The 16474-nt window shown below is 68.3% G+C and carries 16 protein-coding genes; 5 read left to right on the top strand and 11 right to left on the bottom strand.

The genetic code is table 11. The annotated features are described in order from the left end of the window. Window positions 1–29 precede the first annotated feature (29 nt). The gene (gene rpiA, locus O9344_RS13755) at window positions 30–731 is read left to right on the top strand and encodes a ribose-5-phosphate isomerase RpiA (protein ID WP_298478208.1); all 702 of its coding nucleotides are present in this window, start codon (window positions 30–32) and stop codon (window positions 729–731) included. Between the two features lie 54 nt (window positions 732–785). Continuing rightward, window positions 786–1346, top strand: a complete 561-nt coding sequence (locus O9344_RS13750; protein WP_298478205.1) for a DUF2059 domain-containing protein — start codon at window positions 786–788, stop codon at window positions 1344–1346. 82 nt (window positions 1347–1428) lie between these two features. Here the strand turns inward: O9344_RS13750 and O9344_RS13745 are convergent, their stop codons facing one another. From O9344_RS13745 to O9344_RS13730, 4 genes are all read right to left on the bottom strand, one after another. Beyond that, entirely contained in the window at window positions 1429–2934 is a 1506-nt protein-coding gene (locus O9344_RS13745) for a tripartite tricarboxylate transporter permease (protein ID WP_298478201.1), read from the bottom strand. 45 nt (window positions 2935–2979) lie between these two features. Next, window positions 2980–3453 (bottom strand): tripartite tricarboxylate transporter TctB family protein, encoded by a 474-nt coding sequence (locus O9344_RS13740; RefSeq protein ID WP_298478198.1) that lies wholly within the window; start codon window positions 3451–3453, stop codon window positions 2980–2982. Continuing rightward, a complete protein-coding gene (locus O9344_RS13735; RefSeq protein WP_298478195.1) occupies window positions 3453–4427 on the bottom strand; it encodes a tripartite tricarboxylate transporter substrate-binding protein in 975 nt (324 codons plus the stop codon). The genes O9344_RS13740 and O9344_RS13735 overlap by 1 nt, the downstream gene beginning before the upstream one ends. A gap of 96 nt (window positions 4428–4523) precedes the next feature. After that, complete coding sequence (locus O9344_RS13730; RefSeq protein WP_298478192.1) at window positions 4524–5624, bottom strand: hypothetical protein; 1101 nt, start codon at window positions 5622–5624, stop codon at window positions 4524–4526. A gap of 163 nt (window positions 5625–5787) precedes the next feature. Between O9344_RS13730 and gor the strand changes: the two genes are divergently transcribed. Next, complete coding sequence (gene gor / locus O9344_RS13725) at window positions 5788–7191, top strand: glutathione-disulfide reductase (protein WP_298478189.1); 1404 nt, start codon at window positions 5788–5790, stop codon at window positions 7189–7191. 3 nt (window positions 7192–7194) lie between these two features. Here gor and O9344_RS13720 read toward each other — a convergent pair whose 3' ends face one another. Together O9344_RS13720 and O9344_RS13715 are read right to left on the bottom strand one after the other, a co-directional pair. Further along, window positions 7195–7530: a hypothetical protein gene (locus tag O9344_RS13720; protein WP_298478188.1), complete on the bottom strand. Its 336-nt coding sequence runs from the start codon at window positions 7528–7530 to the stop codon at window positions 7195–7197. A gap of 97 nt (window positions 7531–7627) precedes the next feature. Further along, a complete protein-coding gene (locus O9344_RS13715) occupies window positions 7628–10075 on the bottom strand; it encodes a penicillin acylase family protein (RefSeq protein ID WP_298478185.1) in 2448 nt (815 codons plus the stop codon). Window positions 10076–10180: 105 nt separating this feature from the next. On the opposite strand from O9344_RS13715, the gene O9344_RS13710 reads away from it, so the two are divergent. Further along, window positions 10181–10327 (top strand): hypothetical protein, encoded by a 147-nt coding sequence (locus tag O9344_RS13710; RefSeq protein ID WP_298478183.1) that lies wholly within the window; start codon window positions 10181–10183, stop codon window positions 10325–10327. Window positions 10328–10338: 11 nt separating this feature from the next. Here O9344_RS13710 and O9344_RS13705 read toward each other — a convergent pair whose 3' ends face one another. Beyond that, window positions 10339–11241, bottom strand: coding sequence for a 50S ribosomal protein L11 methyltransferase (locus tag O9344_RS13705; RefSeq protein WP_298478559.1), 903 nt, complete (start codon window positions 11239–11241; stop codon window positions 10339–10341). A 248-nt stretch (window positions 11242–11489) separates the two neighbouring features. Between O9344_RS13705 and O9344_RS13700 the strand changes: the two genes are divergently transcribed. Next, window positions 11490–12566, top strand: coding sequence for a methyl-accepting chemotaxis protein (locus tag O9344_RS13700; protein WP_298478180.1), 1077 nt, complete (start codon window positions 11490–11492; stop codon window positions 12564–12566). 6 nt (window positions 12567–12572) lie between these two features. Here the strand turns inward: O9344_RS13700 and O9344_RS13695 are convergent, their stop codons facing one another. The 4 genes from O9344_RS13695 to O9344_RS13680 all read right to left on the bottom strand — a co-directional run bounded on the left by O9344_RS13695 (window position 12573) and on the right by O9344_RS13680 (window position 16358). After that, window positions 12573–12869: a type II toxin-antitoxin system HicB family antitoxin gene (locus O9344_RS13695; RefSeq protein WP_298478177.1), complete on the bottom strand. Its 297-nt coding sequence runs from the start codon at window positions 12867–12869 to the stop codon at window positions 12573–12575. 22 nt (window positions 12870–12891) lie between these two features. After that, the gene (locus O9344_RS13690) at window positions 12892–13086 is read right to left on the bottom strand and encodes a type II toxin-antitoxin system HicA family toxin (RefSeq protein ID WP_298478174.1); all 195 of its coding nucleotides are present in this window, start codon (window positions 13084–13086) and stop codon (window positions 12892–12894) included. Between the two features lie 81 nt (window positions 13087–13167). Further along, complete coding sequence (locus O9344_RS13685) at window positions 13168–15555, bottom strand: UvrD-helicase domain-containing protein (protein WP_298478556.1); 2388 nt, start codon at window positions 15553–15555, stop codon at window positions 13168–13170. 179 nt (window positions 15556–15734) lie between these two features. Continuing rightward, on the bottom strand, window positions 15735–16358 hold the full coding sequence (locus tag O9344_RS13680; RefSeq protein ID WP_298478172.1) for a L,D-transpeptidase: 624 nt from the start codon (window positions 16356–16358) through the stop codon (window positions 15735–15737). Window positions 16359–16474 lie beyond the last annotated feature (116 nt).

Here is a 16474-nt window from a genome sequence, read left to right as displayed (position 1 = left end):
CGCGCCGACACCCGACGGCCGAGACAGCGATGACCGATCCCGAAGCCCTCAAGCGCGACGCCGCCGCCAAGGCCCTGACCTTCGTCGAGGACGGCATGCGCCTCGGCCTTGGCACCGGCTCCACCGCCAAGCATTTCGTCGATCTGCTCGCCGAGCGCGTGGCGGCCGGCCTCAGGGTCGTCGGCGTCCCGACCTCTGAGGTGACCCGCGCCCAGGCCGAGCGGCTCGGCGTGCCGCTGACCACCCTCGACGAGACGCCCGAACTCGACATCACCATCGACGGCGCCGACGAGATCGACCCGGCGCTGAACCTCATCAAGGGCGGCGGCGGCGCCCTGCTGCGCGAAAAGATCGTCGCCGCCGCCTCCGGCCGCATGATCGTCATCGCCGACGCCTCCAAGCGCGTCGAGGCTCTCGGCCGTTTCCCGCTTCCCATCGAGGTCAACGCCTTTGGCCTCGGCGCCACCGAGCGCGCCATCGCCAGGGTGCTGGAGGCCTACGTCTGTCCCGCGCCGCTGACCCTGCGCCGCAAGGCCGGTGGCCATGTTTTCGTCACGGACGGCGGTCACATGATCCTCGATGCGGCCTGCATCCGGATTCCCGATCCGGTCCAGCTCGGTGCCCGCCTTCATTCCGTGCCCGGCGTGGTCGAGCACGGCCTGTTCATTGGTCTTGCGTCCTGCGCGATCATCGCTTCCCCTGGAGGCGCAGAGGTCGTAGGACGTGTCTGACACGAGAGCCGCTTCGGCACGCCGCGGCCCGAGACTTCCCGAGGAGTGATCCCGATGTTCGCCCGTATGTTCGCCGCAGCCGTCACGGCCAGCGCCCTAGTCGCCGCGACCGCTGCGACCGCGCAGAGCCCGCGGCCCCCGGCCACGCAGGCCCAGGCGCAGCCGGCCGCTCCCGCCGCCCCTACCGCACCCCAGCCCTCGGCCGAGCATGTCGCCATCGCCCGCCAGGTCGTCGAGCTCTCCGGCGCCTCGGCCTCCTTCGAGAACGTCATTCCGGCTTTCGTCGAGCAGGCCAAGTCGCTCTTCCTGCCGACCAACCCGGATCTCGGCCGCCAGTTCAACGAGGTCGGCGACATGCTGAAGACCGAGTTCCAGCCGCGCGTGAACGAGCTCATCCAGGGCATCGCAGTGGCCTATGCACAGCGCTTCACCGTCGAAGAGCTGCGCCGCATCCAGGCCTTCTACCAGTCGGCCGATGGCCAGAAGCTGGTCCGCACCATCCCGACCATCATGGAAGAGACCTTCGGGCGCACCCAGCAGTGGAGCCAGATCGTCACGCGCGATCTCGTCGCCCGCTTCCGCGAGGAATTCGCCAAGCGCGGCATCCGCCTCTGACGCCTTCCCCTCGTGAATGCAAAACGCCGGGCTTGTGCCCGGCGTTTTCGTTTGTGAAGGCCAATCGTCGTTCCCGGGGATGTCAGTCCTCGTCGGACTTCATCCGCCAGCCGAGCCGCGCCCAGAGCAGCGGCCCGAACAGCGCTACCACCGCGACGACCAGCAGTGTCGCCGAGATGGGGCTGGTCAGGAGCACGGTCGCGTCGCCGTTGCTGATCTGCAGGGCGCGCCTCAGCTGCGTCTCCGCCATGGGGCCGAGGATCATGCCGACCACCACCGGCGCGATCGGATAGTCGAAGCGGCGCATGGCGAAGGCGAGCAGCCCGAGCACCAGCACCAGAGTCAGTTCGACGAGCGAGCCCTTGGCCGCCAGCACGCCCACCGTCGCGAAGACCAGGATGCCGCCATAGAGCCAGGGGCGGGGAATTGACAGTAGCCGCACCCAAAGGCCGACCAGCGGCAGGTTGAGCACGATTAGCATCGTGTTGGCGATGAACAGCGAGGCGATGAGGCCCCAGACGACGTCCGCCGAGGTGACGAAGAGCAGCGGGCCCGGCTGGAGGTTGTACTGCTGGAAGCCCGCCAGCATGATCGCTGCCGTGGCGGAGGTGGGGATGCCGAGGGTGAGCAGCGGCACCAGCGTGCCGGCGGCCGAGGCGTTGTTGGCCGCTTCGGGCCCGGCAACACCCTCGATGGCGCCGTGACCGAACTCCTCCGGATGTTTCGAGAGCCGCTTCTCGGTGGCGTATGAGAGGAAGGTCGGAACCTCCGCCCCGCCGGCCGGCAGCGCACCGATGGGGAAACCGAAGGCCGTGCCACGCAGCCAGGGCAGCCAGGACCGCTTCCAGTCCTCCTTGGTCATCCACAGCGAGCCGCGGATCGGCTCGACCTTGCCATCATCCGCCCCGCCCTTCTGCGACGCCACCGCCATGGCCTCGCCAACCGCGAACATGGCGACCGCCACCGTCGTCACCTCAAGCCCGTCGAGCAGGTCCGGCACGCCGAAGGAGAGCCGCGCCTGACCGGTGAGCTTGTCTATACCGACAAGGCCGAGGGTCAGGCCGATGGCGAGTGAGGTGAGACCGCGCAGCCGCGACGAACCGAAGGTCGCCGAGACCGTGATGAAGGCCACCAGCATCAGCGCGAAATAGTCCTCGGGCCCGAAGGCGATGGCGACCTCGGCGAGGAACGGCGCGAAGATGGTGAGGAGCGCGGTGGCGATCGTGCCGGCGACGAAGGAGCCGATGGCGGCGGTGGCGAGCGCCGCGCCGCCGCGTCCCGCCCGCGCCATGCGGTTGCCCTCCAGCGCCGTCACGATGGAGGAGCTCTCACCCGGCGTGTTGAGCAGGATCGACGTGGTCGAGCCGCCATACATGCCGCCATAGTAGATGCCGGCGAACATGATGAGGGATCCCGCCGGGTCCATCTTGAAGGTGATGGGCAGCAGCAGCGCTACCGTCATGGCCGGACCGATGCCCGGCAGCACACCGACGGCCGTGCCGAGGATGACGCCGACGAGTGCGAAGAGGAGGTTCATCGGCTGGACGGCGATGGCGAGGCCATTGCCGAGGAGGGACAGCGTTTCCATGGCGATCGGGGGCGGGGGGTGACGCGGGCGGGGACCGCCGCGGGGTCAGAACAGGCTTTCGGTAAAGCCGGACGGGAGAGACAGGCCGAGGAGGCGCACGAAGAAGAGATAGACGACCGCCGCCATGAGGCCGCCGATGCCGACGTCGACCAGTGCGCGGCGTGAGCCGAACGCCCGGGCCGTGGAGGCGAAGAGCAGCGCGCAGGCCGGAACGAAGCCGGCGGTCTTGATAAGCAGGATCATCACGGCGAGGCCGCCGGTGATCCAGGCGACGCTGGTCCAATCCGCTTCCTCCCGGGTCGGGAAAGTGCCCTTCCAGCCGGCGACGACGGTCAGCGAGCCGAAGAGCAGCAGCAGCAGCGACACCAGGAACGGCATCATCTGCGGCCCGAGCGTCTGGCTGCCGAAACTCGCGCGGAGCGCCCAGGACTGCCAGAAGACGATGGCGGCGACGGCGATCAGGCCGGCACCGATGGCGATGACCGGACGGTCGGCGCCGGTTCCTCCCCCGCCCGACATCACGCCCTCACCAGACCAAGCTGGCCGAGCACGCCGGAAACGCGGGCGATTTCCTCCTTGAGGAAAGCCTCGAAGGCGCTGGCGCCGAGATAGGTGTCCTGCCAGCCCTTGGCGGAGAGCTGGTCGGCCCAGCCCTTGGACTTCACCATTCTCTCGACGAGCTGGCCGAGTTCGGCGCGCTGCGCCTCGGTGATACCGGGGGCGGCGAAGACGCCGCGCCAGTTCTGCAGCTCGAGCTTGATGCCCTGTTCGGACAGGGTCGGGCCGGGAAGGCCGGCCGTGCCCTGTGGCGCGGTCAGGCCGATCCAGCGCAGGCGCCGGCCCTTCACATGCTGCTCGAACTCGCTGCCGCCGCCGACACCGACGGTCACGCGGTTCGACAGGATGGCCGCCATGGCCTCGCCGCCGCCGGAATGGGCGATGTAATTGACCTTCGAGCCGTCGGCACCGGCAAGGCCCGCGAACATGGCGGCGGTGATGTGGTCGACACCACCGGCCGACCCCCCGCCCCAGCTGACCTTGGTGACGTCAGCCTTGATTGCGGCGATGAGGTCCTGCGGCGTCTTGATCGGCGAATTCGCCGCCACCACCAGCGCCTGCCATTCGCCGGTCAGGCGGGCGATGGGCGTTACAGCGTCGAGAGTGACCGGCGCGCGGTTCATGAGGATGGCGCCGACCATGACGAAGCCAGAGACCATCAGCGCCGTCGGGTCGCCTTTCGAGCCGTTGACGAACTGGGCGATGCCGATGATCCCGCCGGCACCCGCGACATTGGTGACCTGGGCGGACCGGACGATCCGCTCGGCGGTGAGCACGCCCTGCATGACGCGGGCCGTCTGGTCCCAGCCGCCGCCCGGCGCAGCCGGCGCCATGATCTTCAGCTCGCTCGGCAGGGCCTGCAGGCTCCCACTTGCGGCCGCTGTCAAAATGGCGCTGCCGAGGGCCAGAGCCTCGCGCCGCGTCAAAGTCGCCATGGTCGTTCACTCCCCATTCATGACGTGGAATGTCGCACCAGGTGCGACAAACCGCCATAGCGTCTTATCCGGATGCCGGTGGGGTGCCGGTGGCTCCTACTCGAGCCGCAGATGTGCCCTGCCGCTGCCGACCAGGGCTCCAAGCACGGCACCCAGCGAATGGCACCAGGCGATCCATCGGATGCGAGCGAGCGTGCCCGGCGGCAGTTCGGCGCGCCGGGGATGGACGGCGAGAACCTCGGCAATGTCCCGCATGCGCCCGCCCAGCACGTGACGGACGGAGTGGAACAGCGCGGAGCGCGGTCGAAGGTGATTGCGGCGCAGCGAGGCCCCATAGACCAGGCCATTGTCGATGACGTGAAGCGTCGCCTCGATGAAACGGGTGTGCTGGGTGTGGTTCACCGGGAAAGCGTTGCTCACCGGCATGCTACGGCCGAGCACACGGCTCTCGAAGGCGTGGATCGCGAAGGGCCGGCGCCCCGCCATGTCCCGCCGGAAGGCCGTGGTCGCGACCGTGCCGCCAAGTTCGGGCGCGGCGGCGGGGTGCCAGTGACGGTAGAAGTTGAAGAGGAAATTGGCCCAGGCCCAGGGTTTCGTCGACGTGAGGTTGGCCGCAGTGCCCGTCACCGCAAGGCAGGTCGAAGGGACTGTCGCAAGGGTCGCGAGAAGCCCGTCGAGCCAGTCCTGCGTCGGCACCGAATGGTCCTCGATGGAGATCACCCAGGCGCTCTCCTTCATGAATTCGGGCAGGCGCGCCCGCAGCTGGAAGATGCTCTGGCCGGGGATCACGATCAGCTCGAGACCTGGGACATCGGGAAACGGCTCGTCGTCGGCCTTGCCGGTCAGGACCGTCATGACGAGGCGATCCCCCAGACGCGGCGCAAGGCGCTCGATCGAGGCGCGCGACTTCGACCAGGGATCCCCCGTGACGACGAAGATATGCAGGTCATGCGGCCGCGTTTCCGGCGGCCACAGCTCCACGGCGGCGACGATGTCCGCATCCTCGCGCGCGGCATCGCGAAAGCGGTTGCGGTAGTCGGAGGAGGCGAGGAGGTCCGTCACAAACTGCGCAGCGTCGCCTGGATGCGACAGGTGATCCGCGGCTGCCGTCTGACCCGTCACCGCCCGAAACAGCCAGGCCCTGTCCCCCGTCTGTGCAGCTGGACCATCGGCCGGGGGGCCGGATTCCTGGGACATGAACTTGGCTCCTGAAACGCAGGCGGACAATGCGTGGATTGATCCCACGCAGCAAGCACGCCCCTCGCGGATTTGTGTCCCCGCCCCCCTGTGTTAAGGCCGGACCGGTCACGATCTTTCCGGCGGCACGGCGCGAGCCTGCCGCCAGCCCGCCGAGGACACCATGAGCACCGCTGCCGATCCGCGCTTCGACGTCGACCTCTTCGTCATCGGGGGTGGCTCCGGTGGCGTCCGCGCCGGGCGCATCGCCGCCACCCACGGTGCCCGTGTCATGGTCGCCGAGGAGTACCGGATGGGCGGCACCTGCGTGATCCGCGGCTGCGTGCCGAAGAAGCTGATGGTCTACGCCTCGCAGTTCCACGAGCATTTCGAGGATGCCGCCGGCTTCGGCTGGACCGTGGGAGAGACGGCCTTCGACTGGCCGCGCTTCATTGCCGCCAAGGATCGCGAGATCACCCGCCTCGAGGGCATCTACGGCGCCAACCTCACCAAGGCCGGCGTCGAGATCGTCGCCCAGCGCGCCACCGTTACCGGCCCCCATGCGGTGAAGCTCGCCGATGGCCGCACCATCACCGCCCGCTACATCCTCATCGCCACGGGTGGCCGACCCTCGACCGACGAGGCCCTGCCCGGCCGCGAGCACACGATCTCCTCCAACGAGGTGTTCCACCTGCCTGAACAGCCGAAGCGCATCGTCATCGCCGGCGGCGGCTACATCGCCGTCGAATTCGCCGGGGTCTTCGCCGGCCTCGGCTCGGAGGTGACCCTCGTCTATCGCGGCGACAAGGTCCTGCGCGGCTTCGACGACGACATCCGCGACCACCTCATGGCGGAGTATCAGAAGAAGGGCATCCGCCTGGTGATGGGCGAGGTCTTCACGTCCATCGAGAAGGGCGCCGACGGCCTCACCGTCAGCTTCCGCAACGGCCATCCCCCCGTCGTCGCCGACCAGGTGCTCATGGCCATCGGCCGCAAGCCCAATACGGCCGGCCTCGGCCTCGAAGCGGCGGGCGTCAAGCTCGGCAAGGCCGGCGAGGTGCTGGTCGATGCCGACAGCCGCACGTCAGTGCCGTCGATCTACGCGGTGGGTGACGTCACCGACCGGGTGAACCTCACCCCCGTCGCCATCCGCGAGGGCCATGCCTTCGCCGACACCGTGTTCGGCGGCAAGACCTGGACGGCCGACCATCAACTGATCCCGACCGCCGTTTTCTCGGAGCCCGAGATCGGCACGGTTGGCATGTCGGAGGCCGAGGCGCTGGCCACCGGCTGCGCCCTCGACGTCTACAAGGCGACCTTCCGTCCCATGAAGCACACGATCTCCGGCCGCGACACGCGCATGCTGATGAAGCTGCTCGTCGATGGCGAGACCGACCGCGTCCTCGGCGTCCATGTCTGCGGTCCGGATGCGGGCGAGATGATCCAGCTCGCCGGCATAGCCGTGAAGATGGGCGCGACAAAGGCCGATTTCGATTCGACCATGGCCGTCCATCCGACCGCGGCCGAGGAGCTCGTCACGATGCGCACGCCGAGCCACCGCCACCCGAAGGCGCCGAAAGCCGCCTGAGGCTCAGCCGCAATCGCCGATGAGGCGCTGCGCCACCCAGCCGATCTTGGCGCTGCGATATTCGGGCTGGCTGGGCATGTAGAGCTCGCCGTCGGGCCAGTAGAGAACCTGCGTCCAGGGACCGGAACGGATGACCTCCCCCTGGTTGCGGGCGCGCAGCTGGACGTTATGGCCTGTCTTCATCCGTGCGATCAGCCGGGCATCCACCGAGGGGCCGGCGCGCAGGGCGGCAAAGCCATCGGACGTCGGGAGCACCTCGCACACGGCGTTGATGGCCTTGGCCGGTGTGGCAGCGAGGGCAGCGACGGCAAAGGCAGCGAACAGACAGCGACGGACCATGGCGGTGCTCCGGAACGAGTGTGATCCTCAGTCCCTAGCGCGCGGATCCTGCGGCCCTGTGGCGGGCCGCGGTCCCTTGTGTTTCGTCCAGCGCCGCTCAGCGCGGCTGCAGCACCAGCCGGCCCATCGCGCCCTTCTCGATCTCCGCCCGGTTCGTGCGCATCGACATGAACTCCACCCGCGCCCAGCGCTCCGCAAGATTGCGGTAGAGCTGCGAGGTCGGGATGCCCGACTGCCCGGTCGAGTGCATGAAGACAGACCGCTCGGGGTCGGCCATGTCGTAGATGGCGCGCAGCGAGGCGGAATGGCGCGACACGAAGGGCCCGGCCTCGTTGCGGATCGTGTAGCGGTTGACGTTCACCGTGTAGGTGTCGCCAGGCACGGGCACGCGCACGTCGAAGAGCGGGGCGAGCTGGGCCACCCGCGAGAAGGGCCGGTGCTCCGAAAGGGCCTCATGCGCCGTGCCCCAGCGCCAGGCGCGCCAGTCGGCGCCATAGCGCTTCGTCAGGTCCTCGAGCGCGAGATCCAGGGCACGCGACACGAGCAAGGCACAGCTCTGCGGACGCCCCTCGGCGTTGCACCAGGCAGCAGCGCCGTTCTGGTCCTTCAGCACGCCCATCATGAAGCTGTGGCGCTGGTCCCATAGCGTCGCAAACAGCCGCGGGCCGAGCTCATCGGCATAGATGAGCCGCGTCAGCTCGCGCATCCAGGCGGCAACGACGAGCGGCTCGGCACGGTCGGTCGCCATGGTGCCGTCGAAGGTGCCGAGCGCCGCCAGCACCTGCCGCACTGTCTCCGGCGTCTGCCGCGCACGCTCGGCCTCGCCCCTGGGGTGGGCGGCGAGGAGCAGCGGCAGCGCCTCGCGCACCGCGTTCGACCGGTGGTCGGCCTGCATGGCGCGGAAACTCGCCATGCCGTGGCGCGGGGTCGCGGCGAGCAGCTCGGCGATGCGGTCGGCGCGATGCGGCGTGGACCATTCGAAGGTGATGTGGTGCGGATAACCCTCGGGCGTGATCCGCTCATTGGCTGTGATGCGGTGGCCGCGCGCCGGGTTGAACTCCTGCGGCAGCTCTTCGAACGGAATGAAGCCCGCCCAGTCGTAGCGAGCATCCCAGCCCGGCGCCGGGAACAGGCCCTTCAGGTCGTTGTCGGGACGGCGCACCGGCACGCGGCCTGCCGCGACGAAGCCGATATTCCCGTCGACATCGGCATAGACCATGTTCTGTTGCGGCACGGCATAGTGCCGGGCGGCGTCGCGGAATTCGTCCCAATTGCGCGCGAAGTTCAGCTTGGCGAAGGCCTGGACGGTGAGGTTGTCGGGGGAGAGCGCCGTCCATTGCAGCGCCAGCGCATGGCCCTGCGGCACGGCCTGCGTCGCGCCGCCGGACGCGCCGTCGGAGATGACGGGGCCGTGGCGGGAGATGCGGACATTCAGCACCTCGTCCGGCGCGCCGCGCACCTGGATGACCTCGCGCACCGTCTCGAAACGCGCCCAGCCATCGGGGGTCTGGTAGCGGGTCGGGTCGGCCGGATCGATCTTCTCGATGAAGATGTCCTGCACGTCCGGGCCGGTATTGGTGAAGCCCCAGGCGATGCGATCGTTGCGGCCGAGGACGACGCTGGGCACGCCCGGCAACGTCGCGCCGATCACCGTGCCCGAGGGCGAGGTGAGGCGGGCGAAATACCAGAGCGCCGGCGCCGAGAGGCCGAGATGGGGGTCGTTGGCAAGCAACGGCTTGCCGGTCTCGGAGCGGGCGCCGGAGACGACCCAGTTGTTGGAGCCGAGGCCCTCGACGCCGAAATCGAAGGCGCGGATGAGCGCCGCCGCCCGCTGCGTCTGGCCACCGAGCGACCGGTAGAGCGCCGTGTAGTCCGGCAGCGCCGGCCAGCTCTCCCCGGGATAGGGCGGCAGGAACTGGCCGATCTGCTCCATGGTGAGACCCCGCTGGGCGAGCCGCATCCGGGTGATCTCGGCATTGAAATTTCCGCCGAGATCGAGGGCCATCATCAGCGACCAGCCGATGGAATCGACCGGCGACCAGGGCTCAGGGGCGGGAGCCCGCAGCAGCCAGAATTCCGGCGGAAGCGGCGAGGAGCGCGTCGTGAGATAGGCGTTAACGCCGCGCGCATAGGCGGCAAGCTGCACCCGCGTGTCCTGGTCGAGATTGGCGAAGATCGCCTCGGCCGCGCGGCGGATGCCGATGGTCCGCAGGAAGCGGTCGGTCTCCAGTCCCGGCGCGCCGACGAGCTCGGAGAGGCGGCCATTAGCAATGCGCCGGTTCATCTCCATCTGCCACAGCCGATCCTGGGCATGGACGAAGCCGAGGGCCGCAGTGGCGTCGAGATCGCTCTCGGCGAAGATATGCGGCACGCCCTCCTGGTCGCGCAGGACCTCCACCGGCTTCTGGAAGCCCGGCAGGGTGATGGTGCCGGCCACCTGTGGCTCCACCGACCGGACGTACCAGAGCCCTACCCCAAGAACGCCGGCGACCAGCAGCAGGACGAGGGCGGTGGCCCATTTGACGATGGTCTTCACGATGCGCATGGACGAGGACCCGATGGACGGCGGCGGAGTTGATCACCCGTGCCCGGGCGGGGCAAGCTGACCGCTCGGCGCAGCATCACGGCAACGGATAACGGGGAGGTGACCATGGCGCGGGACGAAGACGAGGCTGCGGTGGAGCGCGCGGCGCGGCGGATCGCCGAGCTTCAGAAGCCCGGAAAGCCCGGTCCCGGCGAGGCCCGGACGGCGGAGAGCGAGACCGCGAGCCGACGGCCGGACCCGAAGAAGGCCTGACGCGCTGGCCTTCAGCCGCCGCGACGCATGGTGAGCGTCACCCAGCCCTCGATGGTCTCTCGCATGACCAGCTTCAGGCCGCGGTCGCGATAGGCGGAGATGACGAGATTGGCGTGCGCCGGGATGATGCCGGAGAGCACCACCCAGCCGCCCGGCGCGACAAGGCGGACGAGATCCGTCGCCATGCCGACCAGCGGGCGCGGCAGGATATTGGCGAGCACGAGGTCGTAAGGACCACCGTTGCGGAAGCGCCCATCCTTGAGCCCTGCCGCATGGATCACCTGGACATAGCCGCGCGCCTTGTTGAGCACGGCATTATCGCGCGAGGCCTCGACCGAGACCGCATCGATGTCGGAGGCGAGGACCGACACGCGGTGGCGCAGGCCGGCAGCGATGGCGAGGACGCCGGTGCCCGTGCCGACATCGAGCGGCCGGAAGGACCGGCGGGCCTTGGCCAGGCGGTCGATGGCGCGCAGGCAGCCGAGCGTCGTGCCGTGGTGGCCGGTCCCGAAGGCGAGCGCCGCCTCGATCTCGATGGGAATGGCATTGGGCGCGACCCTGTGGCGGTCGTGGCTGCCAAAGACGGTGAAGCGGCCGGCCTCGACCGGCTTGAGCCCGTCGAGCGAGGCGCGCACCCAGTCGCGGGATTCGATGGCGTGGAAGGTGACGCAGGCCGCCACCGCATCGCCGGCGGCGCCGCGCACCAGGGCCCGCACGTGCTCCTCGTCGGGAGCCTCGCGGAAGAAGACCTCCACCAGCCAGATCTGGCCATCAGGAGCCTCAAAGGCGGCGACCGCGGTCTCGGCGGGATCGAACATCTCGCCGATGAGGTCGCCGACCTTGCGCGCCGCGCGCTCGGAGGTTTCGAGCCGCATGAGATGGGTGGGGGCGACGGGATGGAGGCCTTCGAGCATGGAGGCGTGATAGCCGATCGTCTGCGCCCCTGTCACCAACCCTTGGAATGAGCCGGCAGAGCAGGCTGCAATCCAGAGGTGGTGGGGAATTTTCGGCGCGAGTGCTCAAATTGTATGCAATGAGAAAATACCGTTCGATATCAATGGTTTGATTTCAACATTCCCTTTGGGAAGTTTAGATTTCGGTAAGGATGGACATAGCAGTTTCCCGCCAAGGAAATGCCCATCAGGTCCGCGAGCCAACCCTCATGTCCATCTCCACCTCATCTGCAGTCTCGGCCTCCTCGCTGGACGAGCCCGCCCCCTCCCTCGACGCCATCCTCGCCGCCACCCGCGAGGTGCGCGGCAGCACGTCCGCAAAGATCGACGAGATCCACAAGATCACCAATGGCCTGCGGATGCTGGCGTTGAATGCGCTGATCGAATCCGCTCGCGCCGGCGAGAACGGTCGTGGCTTCGCCGTTGTCGCAGCCGAGGTGCGGGAGATCTCCGGCCGGGTCGGGGCCATCGCGCAGCAATTCTCCGCCGAACTCGCCCGGCAGATGCAGGAGTTGGAGACCATGACACTGGCGATGAGCAGCCAGGCGGCGGGCCAGCGCCTTGTCGATCTTGCGCTCAACGCCATCGAGTTGATGGACCGGAACCTCTATGAGCGCACCTGCGACGTGCGCTGGTGGGCAACCGATTCCGCCGTCGTCGAGGCCTTGACCGAGCCGACGCCCGAGCGCGCCAGCCATGCCTCCAGCCGGCTCGGCGTCATCCTCGGCGCCTACACCGTCTATCTCGACATCTGGCTCTGCGACCGCGAGGGCCGCATCATCGCCTCCGGGCGTCCGGACCGCTTCCCCGTTGCGGGCCAGTCGGCGCGGCACGAGGCCTGGTTCACCCGCGCCATGGGCCTGTCGACCGGTGACGACTACACCGTGGCGGATGTCACCCGCTCAGCCCTGCTGCGCGATGCCGAGGTCGCGACTTACGCCACTGCGGTTCGCGCCGGCGGCGCCATGCACGGCATGCCGCTCGGCGTCCTCGCCATCCATTTCGACTGGGAGCCCCAGGCCCGCGCCATAGTCCAGGGCGTGCGGCTGAGCGAGGAGGAGGCGAGCCGCAGCCGCGTCCTGCTGGTCGATGCCCGCAAGCGCGTGATCGCCAGTTCCGACGGCAAGGGCGTCCTCTCGGAGACCGTGGCCTTCGAAACCGGCGGCCGAAGCGCCGGGTTCACTACGGATGCGGGGGGAACAACCACCGCCTTCCACCTGACCCCGGGCTACGAGACCTATGCGGGGCTCGGCTGGTACGGCGTCATCCAGCAACGGGCGGGCTAAGGAGCATCACTCCGCCGCGACGCGGCGGGTGGCCGGATCAAATGGGACGATCAGGAGCATGGCGTCCACCGCCGCCTCCCGGAACTGAGGATCGTCGCGAAGCTCGTCGATCGTCCGGGGCAGAGGGAAGGGAGATCCATGGGTCTCCTCCCAGTCTTCAGCGCCCAGCTCAAGCGCCTCGACCGCATTCGCGACCAGGTCTTCGATTTCGTCAGCTGCAGAAAAAACGCCGGGTACGTCCGGAAACTGGACGCCGTAGCAGCTGTCGGAATCCTTGTGGACGATGGCGATGTAGCTCGGCATGGCGCGACGAAGGCTCGAACTATCAATCGCGGGACCAGCCCGCCTGTCGATAGATGGAATACACCGTTCCGCGCGGCAAGTCTCGCTTGGGGTGAGGGACAATGACCATCCGTCGTGTGGCGGCGTGGAGGAATTTGTGGTGCGAGCCCTTCACGGCGCGCAGCACGAACCCTTCGCTTTCAAGACGTCGGATAATGTCACGACTATCGCGGATCATGGAGAGGGCCCCACCGATTTCCGCCTAAGACGCCACAACCTTCGACCGGTGGCTATGAACCAGGGGCAACGATCATCGAATTCACGCCGCCTGCACGAAGCTGTCGACCACCTTCTTCTCGCCGGCCTTGTCGAACTGCACGGTGAGCTTGTTGCCCTCGGCCGCTGTCACCTCGCCATAGCCGAACTTGAGGTGAAACACCCGGTCGCCCGGTCGGTAGCGGGAGGACTCGCCCGTGGACTTGGCGACGAGTTCGCCGTCGATGGTCTTGCCCCCGCCGGACCGGTCGGTGAGACGGCCCTGGAAGCCGCCGCGGCCCTCGGCATAGCTCGACCCGAAGGCCTGGCTGCCGGTGCGGCCGGTGAACCGCGCCTGCGCCTCGTGCAGCGAGCGCTGCGCCTGGGCGCGCTGCCAGCCGGGCGTCGAATAGCTCGACGAGAAGCTCTCGACCTTGTCGAAGCGGCTCTGGCCGAAGCCGCCCCGGCCCATGCCGCCATAGCCCGAGGTGCCGAGCCCCTCGCTGATCTGCACATGGGCCGAGGGCAGGTCATTGACGAAGCGGCTCGGCACGGTGGATTGCCACAGGCCGTGGATGCGCCTGTTGCCGGCAAAATAGATCTTCGCCCGTCGCCGCGCGCGCGTGATGCCGACATAGGCGAGACGCCGCTCCTCCTCCAGACCGGCGCGGCCGTTCTCGTCGAGGGAGCGTTGGTGAGGGAAGAGCCCCTCCTCCCAGCCCGGCAGGAAGACCGTCTCGAATTCAAGGCCCTTGGCCGAGTGGAGGGTCATGATCGAGACCGCGTCCTCGGTCTCCGCATCGCCGCGCGCCTCGGTGACAAGAGCGATGTGCTCAAGGAACCCTGAGAGGTTCTCGAACTCCTCCATGGAACGGACCAGTTCCTTGAGGTTCTCCAGCCGTCCGGCGCCCTCGGCCGTCTTGTCCTTCTGCCACATCTCCGTGTAGCCGCTCTCGTCGAGCACGAGTTGGGCAAGCTCGGAATGCGGCATGGCCTCGATCTGGCCGGCCCACCGGTCGAACTGCTCGGTGAGGTCCTTGAGCGACCTCCGCACCTTGGGTTTAAGCTCCTCGGTCTCCACCAGCACCCGCGCGGCCTGCATCAGCGGCACGCCCTTCGCGCGCGCGAAGTCGTGGAGCTGCTGCAGCGTTGCATCGCCGAGGCCGCGCTTCGGCGTGTTGACGATGCGCTCGAAGGCGAGGTCGTCGGAGGCCTGCGCGACGCAGCGCAGATAGGCGAGCGCATCGCGGATCTCGAGCCGCTCGTAGAAGCGCGGACCGCCGATCACCCGGTAGGGCATGCCGATGGTGATGAAGCGGTCCTCGAACTCGCGCATCTGGAACGACGCGCGGACGAGGATCGCCGTCTCGTTCAGCAGGTGGCCGGAGCGCTGCAACTGCTCGAGCTCCTCGCCGATAGAGCGCGCCTCCTCCTCGGAGTCCCAGACCGAGGTGAGCGTCGGCTTCTCTCCGTCCTCGCCGTCGGTGAACAGCGTCTTGCCGAGCCGGCCCTCATTGTGGGCGATGAGGTGCGAGGCGGCGGCAAGGATATGCCCGGTGGAGCGATAGTTGCGCTCGAGCCGGATGACGGTCGCGCCGGGAAAGTCCTTATCGAAGCGCAGGATGTTGTCGACCTCCGCGCCGCGCCAGCCATAGATCGACTGGTCGTCGTCGCCGACGCAGCAGATGTTCTGCGGCCGGCCTTCCTGGCGCTGGGCGAGGAGGCGCAGCCAGAGATACTGGGCGACGTTGGTGTCCTGGTACTCGTCGACGAGGATGAAGCGGAACTTGCGCTGGTACTCGGCCAGCACCTCCGGGTTCTCGCGGAACAGGCGGATCGCTTCCAGGAGCAGGTCGCCGAAATCGACGGCGTTGAGCACCTTCAGCCGCGCCTGGTAATCGGCATAGAGCTTGAGGCCGAGACCGTTGGCATAGGACGCGCCCTCACCGGCCGGCACCTTGTCCGGGGTGAGCGCGCGGTTCTTCCAGCCGTCGATGGCGGAGGCGAGCATCCGGGCCGGCCAGCGCTTCTCGTCGATGTTCTCGGCCTGGATGAGCTGCTTGAGCAGGCGGATCTGGTCATCCGTGTCGAGGATGGTGAAGCCGGGCTTCAGTCCCACCAGCTCGGCATGGCGTCGCAGGATCTTCACGCCCGTGGCGTGGAACGTGCCGAGCCAGGGCATGCCCTCCACCGCCTCGCCGACCAGATGGGCGATGCGCTCCTTCATCTCGCGCGCCGCCTTGTTGGTGAAGGTGACGGCGAGGATCTCGGAGGGATAGGCGCGGCGCTGCGAGAGGATATGCGCGATGCGGGTGGTCAGCACCCGCGTCTTGCCGGTGCCGGCGCCGGCGAGGACCAGAACCGGCCCGTCCACTGTCTCCACCGCAGCGCGCTGCTCAGGGTTGAGGCCAGAGAGATAGGAAGCCGCCGCCTGCTGTCCACGCGCAGCCATGGCCCTTTCGGCAAGGCTTGGCTGGCGGGAGGCGGCGGGGTCGGTCATGGGCGCGGGATGTTCCGATTCGGTTCTCGCCCAAAATGGGGCTTGGAGCGTCCAAAGCCAACCCGCGCACCCCAAAGCAAAAGGCCGGCGTCACCGCCGGCCTTCGCAAAGGAACAGGATCGCAGGCGCGATCAGCGCAGGACGACCACCCGGGTACCGACGCGGACGCGGTTGTAGAGATCGATCACGTCGTCATTGGTGAGGCGGAAGCAGCCCGAAGACACCGCGGTGCCGATCGTATCCGGCTCGTTGGAGCCGTGGATGCGGTAGAGCGAGGAGCCGAGATACAGGGCGCGGGCGCCGAGCGGATTGTCCGGGCCACCGGCCATGAAGCGCGGCAGATCGGGACGACGGCGCAGCATCTGGGCCGGCGGACGCCAATCCGGCCACTCAGCCTTGCGGGTGATGGTCTGGTTGCCGCCCCACGAGAAGCCCGGGCGGCCGACGCCAACGCCGTAGCGGATCGCGGTGCCACCGGCCTGCACCAGGTACAGGCGGCGCTCCTGGGTGTTGATGACGATGGTGCCCGGGGCGTAGCGGCCCGAGAACTGAACGGTCTCGCGCGGAATGGCCGAGACGCCGGCGGACGGGCGCGGCCCGCCATCGGTGCGCGGGCGCATCTGCATCGGGCCGCCGGTGGCCGGATCGAAGATGACCTGATCGCCGTAGCCGAAATTGACGGTCTGCGCCTGGGACGCAGCGCCGGAGAAGGCGAGCGCCGCAAGGGCAGCAAGGACGGGCAACAAGCGCCGCATGAGGGAACCCCGGAGTTGTGCGCGTCGGTAGGGCGGCACGGCATGTGGCACCCGCCCGTCGCGAAACGGACGAATCGATAGAGCGTAACGACCTACCGCTGCGCAATGGCATGGCA

The sequence above is a fragment of the Phreatobacter sp. genome, from assembly GCF_027532945.1.
In the GTDB taxonomy this organism is placed as follows: domain Bacteria; phylum Pseudomonadota; class Alphaproteobacteria; order Rhizobiales; family Phreatobacteraceae; genus Phreatobacter.
This window is presented reverse-complemented; position numbering and strand designations above follow the sequence as displayed.